The sequence below is a fragment of the Pseudomonas psychrophila genome (genome assembly GCF_001043005.1).
Lineage (GTDB): Bacteria > Pseudomonadota > Gammaproteobacteria > Pseudomonadales > Pseudomonadaceae > Aquipseudomonas > Aquipseudomonas psychrophila.
In genome coordinates this window covers 882,766-897,489 of sequence record NZ_JYKZ01000001.1, presented here as the reverse complement: position 1 = coordinate 897,489, position 14,724 = coordinate 882,766, and the positions used below count along the sequence as shown (strand labels likewise).

13 protein-coding genes and 1 tRNA gene are annotated in these 14,724 nt (G+C 54.6%); 5 read left to right on the top strand and 9 right to left on the bottom strand.

All coding sequences use genetic code 11. The annotated features are described in order from the left end of the window. Positions 1-846 precede the first annotated feature (846 nt). From TU76_RS04140 to TU76_RS04105, 9 genes are all read right to left on the bottom strand, one after another. On the bottom strand, positions 847-1,035 hold the full coding sequence (locus TU76_RS04140; protein WP_048351134.1) for a hypothetical protein: 189 nt from the start codon (positions 1,033-1,035) through the stop codon (positions 847-849). 62 nt (positions 1,036-1,097) lie between these two features. Next, on the bottom strand, positions 1,098-2,078 hold the full coding sequence (locus TU76_RS04135; protein WP_403211856.1) for a chromosome segregation protein SMC: 981 nt from the start codon (positions 2,076-2,078) through the stop codon (positions 1,098-1,100). Between the two features lie 92 nt (positions 2,079-2,170). Continuing rightward, positions 2,171-5,053 (bottom strand): DUF927 domain-containing protein, encoded by a 2,883-nt coding sequence (locus TU76_RS04130; protein ID WP_048351133.1) that lies wholly within the window; start codon positions 5,051-5,053, stop codon positions 2,171-2,173. After that, complete coding sequence (locus TU76_RS04125; RefSeq protein WP_048351132.1) at positions 5,050-5,334, bottom strand: hypothetical protein; 285 nt, start codon at positions 5,332-5,334, stop codon at positions 5,050-5,052. Before TU76_RS04125 ends, TU76_RS04130 begins: the two co-directional genes overlap by 4 nt. 531 nt (positions 5,335-5,865) lie before the next feature. Beyond that, positions 5,866-6,165 carry a hypothetical protein gene (locus TU76_RS04120; RefSeq protein WP_048351131.1) on the bottom strand — a complete coding sequence of 100 codons (300 nt, stop codon included), beginning with the start codon at positions 6,163-6,165 and terminating at the stop codon, positions 5,866-5,868. A 2-nt stretch (positions 6,166-6,167) separates the two neighbouring features. Further along, positions 6,168-6,434: a helix-turn-helix transcriptional regulator gene (locus TU76_RS24580; protein ID WP_048351130.1), complete on the bottom strand. Its 267-nt coding sequence runs from the start codon at positions 6,432-6,434 to the stop codon at positions 6,168-6,170. Between the two features lie 77 nt (positions 6,435-6,511). Further along, positions 6,512-7,438 carry a hypothetical protein gene (locus tag TU76_RS04115; protein ID WP_048351129.1) on the bottom strand — a complete coding sequence of 309 codons (927 nt, stop codon included), beginning with the start codon at positions 7,436-7,438 and terminating at the stop codon, positions 6,512-6,514. A 244-nt stretch (positions 7,439-7,682) separates the two neighbouring features. Then, entirely contained in the window at positions 7,683-8,924 is a 1,242-nt protein-coding gene (locus TU76_RS04110; RefSeq protein WP_048351128.1) for a tyrosine-type recombinase/integrase, read from the bottom strand. A gap of 164 nt (positions 8,925-9,088) precedes the next feature. Then, a tRNA-Leu gene (locus tag TU76_RS04105) sits at positions 9,089-9,173 on the bottom strand. Positions 9,174-9,279: 106 nt separating this feature from the next. On the opposite strand from TU76_RS04105, the gene queA reads away from it, so the two are divergent. From queA to secF, 5 genes are all read left to right on the top strand, one after another. Continuing rightward, positions 9,280-10,341 (top strand): tRNA preQ1(34) S-adenosylmethionine ribosyltransferase-isomerase QueA, encoded by a 1,062-nt coding sequence (gene queA / locus TU76_RS04100; protein WP_019823702.1) that lies wholly within the window; start codon positions 9,280-9,282, stop codon positions 10,339-10,341. A gap of 11 nt (positions 10,342-10,352) precedes the next feature. Then, entirely contained in the window at positions 10,353-11,468 is a 1,116-nt protein-coding gene (gene tgt / locus TU76_RS04095; protein ID WP_019823700.1) for a tRNA guanosine(34) transglycosylase Tgt, read from the top strand. A gap of 42 nt (positions 11,469-11,510) precedes the next feature. Then, positions 11,511-11,849: a preprotein translocase subunit YajC gene (gene yajC / locus TU76_RS04090; protein WP_019823699.1), complete on the top strand. Its 339-nt coding sequence runs from the start codon at positions 11,511-11,513 to the stop codon at positions 11,847-11,849. A 66-nt stretch (positions 11,850-11,915) separates the two neighbouring features. Beyond that, positions 11,916-13,784: a protein translocase subunit SecD gene (secD, locus tag TU76_RS04085; RefSeq protein ID WP_019823697.1), complete on the top strand. Its 1,869-nt coding sequence runs from the start codon at positions 11,916-11,918 to the stop codon at positions 13,782-13,784. Positions 13,785-13,793: 9 nt separating this feature from the next. Continuing rightward, positions 13,794-14,708 carry a protein translocase subunit SecF gene (gene secF, locus TU76_RS04080; protein WP_019823695.1) on the top strand — a complete coding sequence of 305 codons (915 nt, stop codon included), beginning with the start codon at positions 13,794-13,796 and terminating at the stop codon, positions 14,706-14,708. Positions 14,709-14,724: the final 16 nt, after the last annotated feature.

The following is a 14,724-nucleotide window of genomic DNA, read 5'->3' as shown; positions in this document are numbered from 1 at the left end:
TTTCTGTTATTGTTTAGTCGGCGTGCAACTGCAGCGCCCTTATCCATGTTGGGTGGGCTAATAGTTTTCGTATTTGATCTGTTGGCCAAGAATAATGTGTGAGTTTTTGATGTTCGGAGTTTTAATTCCGCTACATGCATTTGTGTTATGTTCTTCTTTGCTTGGGTTTTAGTTGTCTTTAGTTTTCAGAAATATGGCTTTTGTATAGGGGCTCTCCATGTTGTTCAGCGTGCGCTAGGAATTGATGTCTTCGTTGGATAAGGGGTAGTGAAGGTGGCCTTGCTGGAGATATAATTAAATACTTCCTGATAGCTCCGCTCAACACTGTCCATGGTGCCATGCGTAATATAATTCTATGGGCTAAGATAAGTGGGTGCATTGTTTTAAGCTCGCCAGAATGTGTCGAAGTTATAAAGATTAAATTTCATGAGATTTGACGAGCGTTTCATGCTGAGTAGCTTATTGCTGGCGAGCTCTGTCAGTGAGCAGGCAGATCAGTTAAGTGATGAAGTACGGATTGTTTCGATATTTTGTTGGCTGGGTTTTGATTTGGTTTCTCCCTCTATTTATCTGTAGCAGGGTTTCGATTCCGCCATCAGCCATCGGTCTTGGCTTTTAGTAGCGATAGATAGTGTCTAACGACATGGCGCAAATTTGCATGCCTGTGAGACTTTTTCTGAATACTCGGTTAAGTTCAACAAGCCTAGCTTGTGCCGAGCAATCAGTTGATTTAAAACACTTGTGCAGGGCTACTTCACTTAGTTCAGTGGCTGCTCGTGCAACCATCAAATCCGGCAGCCCCGTTTTTTCATGATGAGTGTCAGATCAGGTCAATACTTCTGCAGATCAACCCCGCTTTTTTAGCTGTTGTTCTATGATGCTTATCTCAGCATTGATTGCTGAAATCGTCATGGTTTCTATTTTTGTAGCTCCCCCTCTCCTTGGTTTAACGAGATTGATCAGCCCGTTTAGGTGGGCTTTTCTGGCTTTCAGGGTATCTGAATAACTGATTTTGCTTTGTGTTGTAGCGTTCATGGTTGAGCCTCTTGGGTGATCGAAACGGCCCTGCATCAGGCCGTTTCGGGAGAGATGAGGGGTTACATTGCAAGGACGTCCTGGACGGTGTATTTGTAAGAGCGTTCCGACAAATCACTACTGTCCCAGCTATAGAATCGTTCGCCTTCTTCAGGAAGCTGTAGCTTCCTTAGGCTGATTTGATCGCGATCTATCAGTCGATACGCAGCCCATAGTTTGCCCCCCATATCCAAAAGCTCCTTAGCTTTTTCGTTCCATTGTTCTTCCAGCACCGTATGAGCTAGGAGCAGGGCCTGCCTTTCAATCGCGTTATATTCCTTTTTTGCCTCTACGATGTGTTGATCGACGATGATCAGTTCCTGTTCCAGTGCGGCAATAATCAGATGTTGGCGACGATTGTGCTCGGCTGCAGTTGCGAGGTTTTTTGCATGCTTCTGCGCGTCCGCATCGGCTTTTTTTTCACCCTCGGTGTCGCCCCATGCCACGGCCTGAGCATAGGCGGTTGCTGCATCGGTTTCTGCTTGACGGGCTTTTGCCATGTCCTCGTTTGCATGCTGTTGAATTTGTTTCAAACGGGTACTGAGGCTGTCCCGTTTTTCATTTAGTTCTTGCTCGTCGGCTTTCCAGTTATCCATCGACTCGGTGTAGCCCGCCATCAAGGTTTTGTGATTAACGAGCTTCTCGCGCCGAGCAATCTGATTGCTAAAGATGCTGATATGAAGCTGTCGAGAGTCGTAAGGGATTTTCAGTTGGTTGTACTGTTTCCGGATTTCAATTTCGCGATCAGCATCCATGACCTCGTCACCCTCCAATAGCGCTTCCAGAGGAGACATCTCTGTATAGAGCTTTTCGGCTTCGCTTAGGTGATTGTCACGGTAGGCTTTCAGCTTTTCTATTTCTTCCAGCAGTATTTCTCTCTTATCGCATAGGCTAGTCGTTTCACAGTCGTCCGAAATTGACTTTGCAATATCCATGACCTCAATACCTTGCTGCTTGTTATTCGGTAGTCCACGTTGCTCTGCAGATGCTTGGAATTCGTTCATGTCTCTAGTTCCTTTCATATTCGATTTGGGATTGGATGAGCGGCTGGCGAGGCCGGGAATGAGCCGGCACTACCTCGATCAATGGGCAGCCGTCAGGCAGCCCTGGCCTCGCTCTCATCCGTCCCCGGAATCGTCTTTACTATGTAGCAGCGTTGCGGCCCTAGCCCGGGAAGTCGAACGAGGCTGGATGCCTTGCCATCGCTTCCCGGCTCGAGCACTCCACGACGCAGCAGCTCCTTGTTCACGGCATTAATGTTCATGCCTTTGAATACTTCGGAGCGCCAAGCCTCAGGCAACACGTAGTAGGTGTTGGTGGTGTGCAGCTCGTCACCCAAGCCGTGCTCCAACGATTTACGAAAGCCCAGCCGGTCGATGGTGCGCGGGCCGTGCTCGTCGATCTTGGCGGCGGCGGACTCCCAGCGGGTGAAGCGGCTTTCACCAAAGCGCTCGATGACTTGGCGCAGTCGAGCCACGATGGCATCGCCTTCATAGTTACCAGCGCCACCGCGTTCATTCAGCCATGCGTTGAGGCAGACACGGGCTGCTGTGGTTGCGGTGCCGTCTGGCCAGCCGGTGATGCCAAGTGCGGTAGCCAGCTCACCAGCTGCAGCCGCAAGACCAAAGCGCAGGGCAGCACGATGGGCTTGGCCGCTCGCTGAGGCAGGCAGGGAGTTGGCAATAAATCCTTCAAGGGTGCGGCGCAGGATGATCGCCCAACCGTGGGTTTTTCCGGGCTCACACAACGCTGATAGAAAGGCTATGAGCGGTGTGCCGTAGTACTTGGATACTCGGGCCTTGAGTGCGTCAGAGAGGGCGGCAGCGTCCTCGAAACCATTCAACACGTCGAACATGCCAAGCCCTTTACTGGCATCTGCAGGTACGGCGAGCATGCGGACTTCCATACCTGCTTTGAGCTCTTTGTTGGCCTCGGACATGTGTTGCGCCAAGGTTTTCTCGCCGGTGGAGAGAAACAGCAAACGCCACTCTTGAACCTGCCGGCCCGCTTGGCCACGATCGTTTGCGCGGGCTTTCCCGGTGCCGTTGCCGAGCATGTAAACGGTTTCGCCAATGATGCGCGGGTCGCACATGCCGATTTCGTCGAGTACCAGGAGGCCGTCCGAGTGCGCTGCTGCGATGGACTCCAGGGCATTATCGGTCGAGCGCCAAGACCGTACCAAGCGCGGCCCTCCGTAAACTGAAACCGCGACTTGCAGGTGGGTGGTTTTACCGCCTGAGCTATCGCCGTACAGGTGAAAACCGCCTGATTCATGGCCAAGCATGTGCAGCAGTGGCCCGGCAAACGCAACGCTGGCCACAAATGCCAAGCGATGATTACCAACGCACAAGGCACCGATTTGCTCTTGCCATTGCTCCAGGGTGCCAGCCTCGCTGATAGGCGGCAGTTGGGCACCTGCTTCATAGAAGTGCAGGTGTTCAGTGTGGGAACCGACTTGTTGCTCTGGTAGTAGAAAGGCGCTGTCATGCCAGCCCAGTCGTGTGACCAAGCGGGCGCGCTGTGCGCTGTCGAAACCTTGGAAGTAGCTCTGCAAGTCATTGCGTGCATTGCGGCTGGAGCGCGTGCCAGCAAGACGCAGGCCCATATCTACCAGCGGACCAAGAACGTCTTTTCCGAAATCGCCAGTCATGGTGCGCGCCGGAATGTTCCAGCGTTTTTTTGCGCCGTCAGGATCGTCAAACTCGACCAGCAAACCCCAGTTATGACCTTTGGCGTCACGGGTGCGAGCGAGGATTTCCAGTGGTGAGCACACAGGGCGCGACTCTCCATCTTCACTGGAGTAAAACACCCCTTCGTGAGTCAGGCGAAAGCCGCTGGGTAGAGTGTCTGTCTTGGGCTTAGCTGCGCGTTTGGCCGGTGCTTTTACCTTGGTCTCTGTGGCCGGAGCAGGGGCAACACCAAATAGTTCGCCAGTGCGCTCCAGTTCAGCAATGTGGCTCGATTTCCAGCCTTTGGCGAGTGCGTCCGCTGCATCGTCGCCTTGCTCCCACGTACCGCCCTTGGCGAAACCGGGTAGATCATTTTTGAGGGTGGGCTTGCGTTTGAAGTTTTCCAGCGCAATTACGCGAACTGACTCGGCGCCGATTGCTTCCAGCTTTTTAGCAACGGCATCCATGCAGGTTGTGCCGCTCTGGTCGTTATCGGGCCACAACACGACCTTGCGATTTTTGAGAGGGGACAGGTCGGCTTTGTGCCAGGCATTCGAGCCATTTGCCCAGCAGGTGGCAACGCAATCTGGAAAGAGTTCGGCGGCAGCATCTGCAGCCTTTTCACCTTCGCATAGGACCACTGTGGCATCTGCTTGCAAGCTCAGTTCGTGCAGTCGCAGCAATGGGCGTGGCTCGGGCAAGCCTTGCCACCGCCACTGGACGGTTTGATTATCGGAGCTCTGGCACCACGTCAGCGGTGCAAATACTTTCTTGGTTTTGCCGTCTTCGTTGATGCCAAGGTCAAAGCGATAAAGCGCCATAAGGGGCTGGCCCTGAGTATCGCGATAGATCCAGACTTTGGATGGCGCGCCGTGCTGCCGATGCTTGGCAGGGCACTTATTCATGGCCTCAACTGGGATCGGCTGAATTGCTTTCCACTCAGGTGTTGGGCTTTTAGTCGGTGCTGGTTTTGATGGCGAATCCTCAGCGTTAAGCCGAAGCAGATCCGCAAGTTTGTTGCAGGCCTCTACGTCCGTGCAGCCATCCAGGTAGCGCACCAAGTCAATCAAGTCTCCGCCTTTATCGCCGGTAGCAAAATCAGCCCACGTGCCTTTGCTCAGGTTGATTTTGAGAGAGCCGGGACGCTTGTCGGTGCGGGTTGGATTGGGTGCTGTGTATTCCTTGCCGCCGTCTACACGCTTGCCATTGGGCAGCCATTGAGTGAGTACGCGCTCAATGTTGCGCAGAGCTGCAGCTTTGACTTGGGCAAAAGTAGGGCGGCGTGAGTTACCTTTTGGGGTAGTATTCATTTTGCACCCCCAGCGGAATCACTCTGGTTCGATGCCGCATCAGCATGCATGGCCAGTGTTCTGATCAAGCCCAGCGTGCCACGAACATCCCAGAGCACGGAGGCGATGATGTGATTGGAAAGGCGAGGTGTATCACCTTCAAAGTGATCTTCCAGGAGGGTCAGCACTGACGAGGCGCGATCAATGGCGCAAGTGATGGCATCAATCGGGATGCCGGCTTCGGCCTCTTTGCTGACGCACAGGAGATCTTCGGGCAAGGTGAAAGTCAGAGGGCTTTTCATTGAGCACCCCCTGCGGATTCGAGGGCGCGTGCTTTGGACATATGAGCGTTGTAGCGGGCAAGACGTGTTGCGAGGCTTGAGTTTGCGTGTAAAGCGGCGAGAGCCATTGCTCGATGAGCAGCGGCGCGATTTTTGAACGGATTGAGGGCGTGCATCTGGTGAAGCTCCTGTATGTGAGGAGCTGCCACTAATCGTCGCCAAACAATTTAGGGTGGCAGCTGTGCGCAGGTTGGCGAACCGGGCATACAGGACCCCGGCAGACCCGAAGGTCTCCCACGCACAGCCGCCATAAAACAGACTAGCGGGCACAAAAAAAGCGCCTGCAATCGTAATGGGGGCGCCTGTGCGCCTGCATGAACTCGGGTCGCCAAACCCGGTCGCTGATTTTGCAGCGACGACAAAAGAGTACCGTCCCGATTTCAAAAGTGCAACCGTGCAGAGGTCTTGCGCATTTTTTTGAAGCGGCATAAATTGAGCAGGCATGTAGATACACCTCAACGCCTCCGGATCGCTCCCGGGGGCGTTTTCGTTTCAGGCATGGATTTCGTGGCGCAGGTGCAGAATGGGAGCGATGCTTTCACGGACCATTTGGCGAGCTTCGTGATAGGCGTAAAACTTCTCTTGCTCATCAAGGGCGACTGCGCCAAAGCGTTCTGTATGCAGGATCAGCACGCACCAAACACCGTCGGGCCAGCTCACTACTATCAATGCACGGCCCAGTGCTTCATGGCGTCGACGCAACCGTTCAAAACGAGTGATACGGGATGCCGAAAAGCCGATTTTTCGCAGCACTCGGAATGGCCAGATGGTTACTTTTAGAGGATGGCCCATATCTATGCGGCCTCACCGTCACGAGCAGCGATACGGGCGCGAGTCCAGCTCTGAACTTCCCCTAGTACCCAAGCAACTGGCGCGCCGCGGGCATTGCTGTTACTTAGTTTTACTGGAGTAGGGAAGCCGCTTTCGGGTTGCTGCATAAGCTTGTAGATGGTGGGGCGAGCAAGGCCTACGATGGCCATTACTTCGGTGATTCGGATCAAGGTTGTCCCTGGATCACGGAGAGAAAGGGCTTTTGATTTTGGAGTGAGATAGTCCGTCATAGCTGTGCCTAGCAAGTGAGAGTCAGCACAGGGTACGAACGCAACGGAAAGCAAACATGGTTTGCTTTCCTAGCTATTCATTTTAATTTAGGAAAGAAATTACCCTCGTCGACGTACTTTCGAATAGTCGGTTTAGATGCAATGCCATCCGCATGAAGGGCTTTCACGAGTTCTGTTTTTGTGCTTTGGGCATTGGCTTGAAGGTGCCGCTTGGCTGACTTTATGATCCTGTCCTTTAAATCCTGAGATTCTTGCTGTTTCACAGAGTCAGGAGATTTATTTCCTTTGCCAGCTGCACTTGACCGTAACGAGGCTTTGGAAGAGAACGCAGTGCTTACGATGTCGTGCAGTACGCTTGAAACATTGAATCCCTTAACCGAAACATCGATGTTTTCAATTTGCTGATAAAGGCCAGCCAATTGAAGGGCGTTTTCAGCATCCCCTTGTCTGATGGCGAATTGTTCCCGGGCATAGATTTCCTGGCCGCTGTTGAGATCTCTTTGTCTCTCAACTAGGTCCAGGTACTCCCGCGAAGGCATCATTTTCAATTGCTCAATTAGCTCTGCGTCGATCCCCTCGACGATGATTTCGAGGTTGAAAAGCCAGTTGGCCAAGATCTCCACTGCTTCCACGCTGTAGACCAGTGCCACGGTTGCAGTGAGCTGTGAATCAGTCGCAGGGTGATCAACGCCTATGACATTGCGAACAGCCCTTGGAAGGGAGGCTGCCTGCATAAAGCTGGCTTCTTGCACGATCAGGTCGCGAAGATGAAATACTGATTGGATCGTGGACTCGGCACATTCTGTATAGCTTCCTTCGTCGAGCCAGAACGAGGTGGCCATGTTGATTACATCAAATGCTTCATAGAAGTGGTCGTAGAATTGGGGGTAAAGCGCTAGCTTGTGCACAGCTGCTTCCGCTTCGTCCATATCCCAAAGTAAGTACTTCACGTTGTAGCCTGCAATCTCTAGATCATCAGTATCCACGCCAAATTCGAAATTCATTCAGATTGCCCCGAGCCCCATTTTTGAGCATGAAACCAGCGATAGAAGTGTCGGGGTGTGAGCACCTTCAGGTAGGTTTGTGAGCTGCTGCTGTTACACAGATTGGGCGCGTTACACGTTGCTGAGTTTGTGTGTGTAGAGAGTGTTACGAATGAAAAATCCTTTATTTTCATGCGCTTGGTTGTTTTCGTTACACGAGTTACACACGTAACACCGGATTTTATGGAAGGTAGGGATTGTATATTCATATCGCTTTCCCGAAGTCTGCGTGCACCACATTCCCAGCGCTTAGCTCTTCAAGGTGGTCGGCGTACCACTGCATCATTTTGATGCGGTTATCGAGATACTGGGCCTTGTTGTAAATCCCGGAGATGCCTTGTTCTTTGTGTGCCAGTTGAGCCTCCACATGCTCTTTTGGCCAGCCATGCTCCCTCAGGAGTGTGCTCGCGGTGTGTCGAGTGCCATGACCTACAAGACGACCTTTGTAGCCAATAGTGGAGAACACTTTGTTGATGGTGTTTTCGCTGATGGTCGGGTTCTTTGCGCCGACTCCGGGGAATAGCCACCGACTACGGCCGGTTAATGCCTGCAGCTCCTTCAGCGCCTCTATAGCCTGCTTGGGTAGAGGGCTTACAAAATCCCTACGCATCTTCATTTTCTCTGCCGGTGTGGTCCACAGGGCTTTCTCAAGGTCTATTTCTTTCCACTCAGCAAAGCGCACCATGCCCGGTCTTGAGGCTGTCCACAGGCAAAGCCATGCCGCTGTGCGAGCGGTGAGTCTGCTGGGGGTGTTTTTGAGTGCCTGAAGAAACTCACCCAGCTCGTGCTCGAGGAGGTGAGGGTGTTGCTGGGTCTTGGGAGCTTGCGCGGCAATATCCCGCAAGCGGCTCCCCGGATCGTTCTCTGTCAGTCCCAGGCCGATGGCCCGGCCAAAGATCTGATTGACCCAGGTGCGGCACTTCTCTGCAACGTTGTGGGCGTCACGGGCCTCAATGCTGGCCTGCAGGTCGGCGCAATCGGTGCGGGTGATGTCGTCGAGAGGTTTGTCGCCAAGTGCCGGGAGTATGTCTTTGTCGAGGTAGGTGCGGATCTTGTTGAGAGTGGAGGGTGCCAGGCCTTTTTCTTCTTTGGCCTTGAGCCATGCGTCAGCAGCTGCGCGAAAGGTGCGAGCTTTGGCAATGTCGATGGCAGCTTTGGCAGAACGTTTCTGTTCCAGAGGGTCGGCACCGCTACTCACTACTTTGCGTAGTTCAGCAGCTTTCTCTCGTGCCAAGGCACCACTGACCTCTGGATAACCCCCGAGCCCCATCCAGGCCCAATTGCCTGCCGGACGTTTGTAGCGCAGTTGCCAGGATTTGCCGCCGTCAGGCTTTACCCGGAAGTAGAGACCGCTTCCATCAAGCTCTCGATATTCTTTTGACTCTGCCTCCAGCCCGGCCAGCGTGGTATCGGCCAGGGGGCGGCGCTTGATGTCTGCGCGCTTCATCCTTGTATCCCAAAGTTCGGTATTTTTCTCAGGATACAAGTGGGGATACAGGGATACAACGGATAGGGATAGACAGGGGTAGATCGTCAGGCACAAAAAAACCGGCTCAGTGGCCGGTTTTCCTGTGCTGCGAGTCCTGTAAGAGACTTGCAGATACTGCTAGATGGTGCCCCGAGGGAGACTCGAACTCCCACTCCTTTCGAAAACGGATTTTGAATCCGCCGCGTCTACCAATTCCGCCATCAGGGCTCAATGGCGGCGAAGTATAGAGATGAGGTTTAGGTCGGTCAACAACTTATTGGTCTATTTTTACTAAGTCCGTTAAACTCCCCGGCCCTGCTAGACGAAACCTATCATGCGCGTTGCTGACTTTACTTTCGAACTCCCTGATTCGCTCATCGCACGCCATCCTTTGGCGGAGCGCCGCAACAGTCGCCTGCTGACCCTGGACGGGGAGAGCGGCGCACTGGCACATCGTCAATTCACTGATTTGCTTGAGCATTTACGCCCGGGCGACTTGATGGTGTTTAACAATACCCGGGTGATTCCGGCTCGCTTGTTTGGCCAAAAGGCCTCGGGCGGCAAGCTGGAAATTCTGGTTGAGCGAGTGCTCGACAGTCATCGGGTGCTGGCGCATGTGCGCTCCAGCAAGTCGCCAAAACCAGGGTCGAAAATCCTGATTGACGGTGGCGGCGAAGCCGAGATGCTGGCGCGCCACGATGCGTTGTTCGAGCTGGGCTTTACCGAAGAGGTTTTGCCCCTGCTGGACCGTGTCGGGCATATGCCATTGCCGCCTTATATCGATCGCCCGGACGAAGGCTCTGACCGCGAGCGGTATCAAACGGTCTACGCGCAGCGCCTGGGTGCTGTAGCCGCGCCAACCGCTGGCCTGCACTTTGATGAGCCGCTGATGCAGGCCATTGCGGCCAAGGGCGTTGAGACTGCATTTGTGACCTTGCACGTGGGCGCGGGTACGTTCCAGCCGGTACGGGTTGAGCGTCTTGAAGATCACCATATGCATACCGAGTGGCTCGAAGTGGGCCAGGATGTGGTCGATGCCGTGGCTGCATGCCGCGCACGCGGTGGTCGGGTAATTGCCGTGGGCACCACCAGCGTGCGTTCGCTGGAGAGTGCCGCGCGTGATGGCGTGCTCAAGCCTTTCAGTGGTGATACCGATATCTTTATTTTCCCGGGCCGACCGTTTCATGTGGTCGATGCGCTGGTGACCAATTTCCATTTGCCGGAATCCACGCTGCTGATGCTGGTTTCGGCGTTCGCCGGTTATCCCGAAACCATGGCGGCCTACAAGGCTGCGGTTGAGCATGGGTACCGCTTCTTTAGTTACGGTGATGCAATGTTCATCACCCGCAATCCTGCGCCGACGGCTCCTGCCCCGGCCCCTGAGGATCAAGCATGAGCAACTGTCGTATGTCTTTCGAGCTACTTGCCACTGATGGCAAGGCTCGTCGCGGTCGTTTGACCTTCCCCCGTGGTGTGGTTGAAACCCCGGCATTCATGCCGGTCGGTACTTACGGCACGGTCAAGGGCATGTTGCCGCGCGATATCGTCGATACCGGCGCGCAGATGATTCTGGGCAACACCTTTCACTTGTGGCTGCGTCCTGGCACTGAAGTGATCAAGAAGCACGGCGATCTGCACGACTTCATGAAATGGCAAGGTCCGATCCTGACTGACTCGGGTGGTTTCCAGGTGTTCAGCCTGGGCGCGATGCGCAAGATCAAGGAAGAGGGCGTTACCTTTGCTTCGCCGGTAGATGGCGCCAAGGTGTTCATGGGGCCGGAAGAGTCGATGCAGGTTCAGCGTGACCTGGGCTCCGACGTGGTCATGATTTTTGACGAGTGCACGCCGTACCCGGCGGATGAAGAGGTTGCCCGGGTTTCCATGGAGCTGTCGTTGCGCTGGGCGCAGCGCTCCAAGAATGCCCATGGCGACAACACGGCGGCACTGTTCGGTATCGTTCAGGGCGGCATGCATCAAAACTTGCGCGAGCGCTCGCTCGAAGGTCTGAACAAAATCGGTTTTGACGGCCTGGCCATCGGCGGTTTGTCGGTAGGCGAGCCGAAGCACGAAATGATCAAGGTGCTGGATTACCTGCCTGCGATGATGCCTGCTGACAAACCTCGTTACCTTATGGGGGTTGGCAAGCCGGAAGATCTCGTTGAGGGTGTGCGCCGCGGTGTGGACATGTTCGATTGCGTGATGCCAACCCGCAATGCCCGCAATGGGCATCTGTTTATTGATACCGGTGTCATCAAGATCCGCAATGCGTTCCATCGCCATGATGATTCGTCGCTGGATCCGACCTGTGATTGCTATACCTGCCAGAACTTCTCCCGCGCTTATCTGCATCATCTGGACAAGTGCGGCGAAATGCTGGGGAGCATGCTCAATACCATCCATAATTTGCGGCACTATCAGGTGCTCATGGCTGGTTTGCGCGAGGCTATTCAACAGGGTACATTGGCCACCTTTGTCGACGCCTTCTATGCCAAGCGCGGGCTTCCTGTGCCGCCTTTGGACTGAGTTTCGGACCCTTAAGAAACAATATTGCAACTGGAGTGCTTCATGAGCTTTTTCATCTCTCCCGCTTTCGCGGACGCTGCTGCACCTGCCGCTGCTGGCCCTATGGGTGGCGGTTTTGAATGGATTTTCCTGGTCGGCTTCCTGGTCATCTTCTACCTGATGATCTGGCGTCCACAGGCCAAGCGCGCCAAAGAGCAGAAAGCCCTTTTGGGTAACCTGCAAAAAGGCGACGAGATCGTGACGACTGGCGGCATCGCCGGCAAGATCGTCAAGGTTTCTGACGCTTTTGTTGTGATCGAAGTGTCTGACACTGTCGAGTTGAAAATTCAGAAAGGCTCTGTTGCAGCCACGTTGCCTAAAGGCACGCTGAAAGCGATCTAAGTTTCAACTTTTAACAATCGACGGGGCGCGCAAGGCGCCCCGCGTTTTAAGCGGGCGGCGTGATTGATGCTGAACAAATACCCTCTGTGGAAATACCTACTGATCCTGGCGGTGCTGGCGATCGGTTTTATTTATTCCGCTCCCAATCTGTACCCTGATGATCCGGCCATTCAAGTGTCTGGTGCGAGCACGGCCCTGCAGGTCACACAAGCTGATCTGGATCGCGCAAGCAAAGCGTTGACGGATGCAGGTATTGCCGTCAAAGGCGCCTCTCTGGCACAGAATGGCAAAGGTGGCTTGCTGCGCCTGGTCAAGAAAGACGACCAGCTGCCAGCCAAGGATGTGGTACGCAAGGCTCTGGGTGACGACTATGTCGTAGCGCTCAACCTGGCACAGACCACGCCGCAATGGTTGCGTAGTCTGGGTGCTCACCCAATGAAGCTGGGTCTGGACTTGTCGGGTGGTGTGCACTTCCTGTTGGAAGTGGACATGGACAAAGCGGTCGATGCACGCATGAAAGTGTACGAAGGCGATGTCAAAAGCTTGCTGCGCAAAGAGAAAGTGCGCTATCGCAGCCTGCCGCAACTCAACGGTGCCATTCAATTGGGCTTCACTGATGAAGCTACCCGTGAGCAAGCGCGTGGCCTGATTCGCAAGAGCTTCAATGACTTCGACATTACCGCTGCAGACCTTAACGGCCAGCCGGTTCTGCGTCTGGCGATGACCCCGGCCAAGCTGGCGGAAATCCGCGAATATTCCATCAAGCAAAACCTGACAACCGTCCGTAACCGGGTTAACGAGTTGGGTGTTGCCGAGCCTTTGGTTCAGCGTCAGGGTGCCAACCGCATCGTGGTTGAGCTGCCAGGCGTACAAGATACTGCCGAAGCCAAGCGTATCCTGGGTAAGACGGCCAACCTTGAGTTCCGTCTGGCTGCCGAGCCGGGTGCGTCCAAGGCCACGTCTGAAACCTTTGAGTTCCGTGAAGGCAATCGTCCGACCGCGCAAATCGAGCGTGGCCTGATCATCACCGGTGACCAGGTGACCGATGCTCAGGCAGGCTTTGACGAGCACGGCCGTCCGCAGGTGAACATCAAGCTTGATGGTCATGGCGGCGAGTTGATGAGCCGTTCGACGCGCAGCAACGTTGGCCGCAGCATGGCGGTAATCTTCATCGAGCAGAAGCCGGTGACGACTTACACCAAGAAAGTGGTTGATGGTGTCGAGAAGGACGTGCCGGTTCAGGCGTTCAAGGAAGAGAAAAAAATCATCAGTCTGGCGACCATCCAGTCGCCGCTGGGCAGTCAGTTCCGGATTACCGGCCTGAATGGCCAGGGTGAGGCTTCCGAGCTTGCATTGCTGTTGCGTGCCGGTGGTCTGGCGGCGCCAATGTACTTCGCTGAAGAGCGCACCATTGGTCCAAGCCTGGGTGCTGACAACATCACCAAGGGTATCGATGCATCGCTGTGGGGCATGCTGTTCGTGTCCATCTTCATCATCGCCATCTACCGCTTCTTTGGTGTGATCGCGACGGTGGCACTTGCGGGCAACATGGTCTTGCTGCTGGCCCTGATGTCGGTGCTGGGTGCAACCCTGACCCTGCCGGGTATTGCCGGTATCGTGTTGACGATGGGTATGGCGGTCGATGCCAACGTACTGATCTTCTCGCGTATACGTGAAGAGATTGCCAATGGCATGACCGTGCAACGGGCTATCAATGAAGGCTTCAGTCGTGCCTTTACGGCGATTGTCGACTCCAACCTGACAACCCTGTTGGTCGGCGGGATTCTGTTCGCCATGGGTACCGGGCCGGTCAAAGGCTTTGCGGTGACCATGTCTCTCGGGATCTTTACCTCGATGTTCACGGCCATTATGGTCACCCGCGCACTGGTTAACCTGGTGTATGGCGGTCGGGACTTCAAGAAGTTGTGGATTTAAGGGGCTGCCATGTTACGTACAATCAATTTCATGGGCGTTCGCAACGTTGCGTTCGGCGTCACTGTGCTGCTTACCGTGCTGGCCTTGTTCAGCATGTTCCACAAGGGCATGAACTACGGCCTGGACTTCACCGGCGGTACGCTTATCGAGCTGACCTACGAGAAGCCGGCTGATCTGACCAAGGTGCGTACGGAGCTGGCTTCGGCCGGTTTTCATGACGCTGTGGTACAGAGCTTTGGTGCGACCACCGACCTGTTGGTGCGCATGCCTGGCGACGATCCGTTGCTGGGTAACAAGGTAGCAGCTGCGCTGGGTCAGGCCGATACGGCTAATCCGGCGGTCATCAAGCGCGTTGAGTTCGTTGGGCCGCAAGTAGGTGAAGAGCTGCGTGACCAGGGCGGCCTCGGCATGCTGATGGCGCTTGGCGGCATCATGCTTTATCTCGCGTTCCGCTTTCAGTGGAAGTTCGCAGTCGGTGCGATTGTCTCTCTGGTTCACGACGTGATCGTGACCATGGGTATCCTGTCCTGGTTCCAGATCACCTTCGACCTGACGGTATTGGCGGCGGTGCTGGCGATCATCGGTTACTCGCTCAACGACACCATCGTGGTATTCGACCGGGTTCGCGAGAACTTCCGGGTGCTGCGCAAGGCCAGCCTGATCGATAACATCAACATTTCGACCACGCAAACCCTGTTGCGCACCATGGCGACCTCGATCTCCACCTTGTTGGCGATTGCGGCACTGTTGATCTTCGGTGGCGATAACTTGTGGGGCTTCTCGATTGCACTGTTCGTGGGTGTATTGGCGGGTACCTACTCGTCGATTTATATCGCGAACGTGGTGCTGATCTGGCTGAACCTCAGTGCGGAAGACTTGATCCCGCCGGTGGCGAGCGAGAAAGAGATCGACGATCGTCCATAACCTCTGGTTATAAGCA

Excerpts from the sequence above, each read along its gene's own strand:
- TU76_RS04140 (WP_048351134.1), bottom strand. The coding sequence starts at position 1,035 with ATGAACGCTACAACACAAAGCAAAATCAGTTATTCAGATACCCTGAAA.
- TU76_RS04135 (WP_403211856.1), bottom strand. The coding sequence starts at position 2,078 with ATGAACGAATTCCAAGCATCTGCAGAGCAACGTGGACTACCGAATAAC.
- TU76_RS04130 (WP_048351133.1), bottom strand. The coding sequence starts at position 5,053 with ATGAATACTACCCCAAAAGGTAACTCACGCCGCCCTACTTTTGCCCAA.
- TU76_RS04125 (WP_048351132.1), bottom strand. The coding sequence starts at position 5,334 with ATGAAAAGCCCTCTGACTTTCACCTTGCCCGAAGATCTCCTGTGCGTC.
- TU76_RS04120 (WP_048351131.1), bottom strand. The coding sequence starts at position 6,165 with ATGGGCCATCCTCTAAAAGTAACCATCTGGCCATTCCGAGTGCTGCGA.
- TU76_RS24580 (WP_048351130.1), bottom strand. The coding sequence starts at position 6,434 with ATGACGGACTATCTCACTCCAAAATCAAAAGCCCTTTCTCTCCGTGAT.
- TU76_RS04115 (WP_048351129.1), bottom strand. The coding sequence starts at position 7,438 with ATGAATTTCGAATTTGGCGTGGATACTGATGATCTAGAGATTGCAGGC.
- TU76_RS04110 (WP_048351128.1), bottom strand. The coding sequence starts at position 8,924 with ATGAAGCGCGCAGACATCAAGCGCCGCCCCCTGGCCGATACCACGCTG.
- queA (WP_019823702.1), top strand. The coding sequence starts at position 9,280 with ATGCGCGTTGCTGACTTTACTTTCGAACTCCCTGATTCGCTCATCGCA.
- tgt (WP_019823700.1), top strand. The coding sequence starts at position 10,353 with ATGTCTTTCGAGCTACTTGCCACTGATGGCAAGGCTCGTCGCGGTCGT.
- yajC (WP_019823699.1), top strand. The coding sequence starts at position 11,511 with ATGAGCTTTTTCATCTCTCCCGCTTTCGCGGACGCTGCTGCACCTGCC.
- secD (WP_019823697.1), top strand. The coding sequence starts at position 11,916 with ATGCTGAACAAATACCCTCTGTGGAAATACCTACTGATCCTGGCGGTG.
- secF (WP_019823695.1), top strand. The coding sequence starts at position 13,794 with ATGTTACGTACAATCAATTTCATGGGCGTTCGCAACGTTGCGTTCGGC.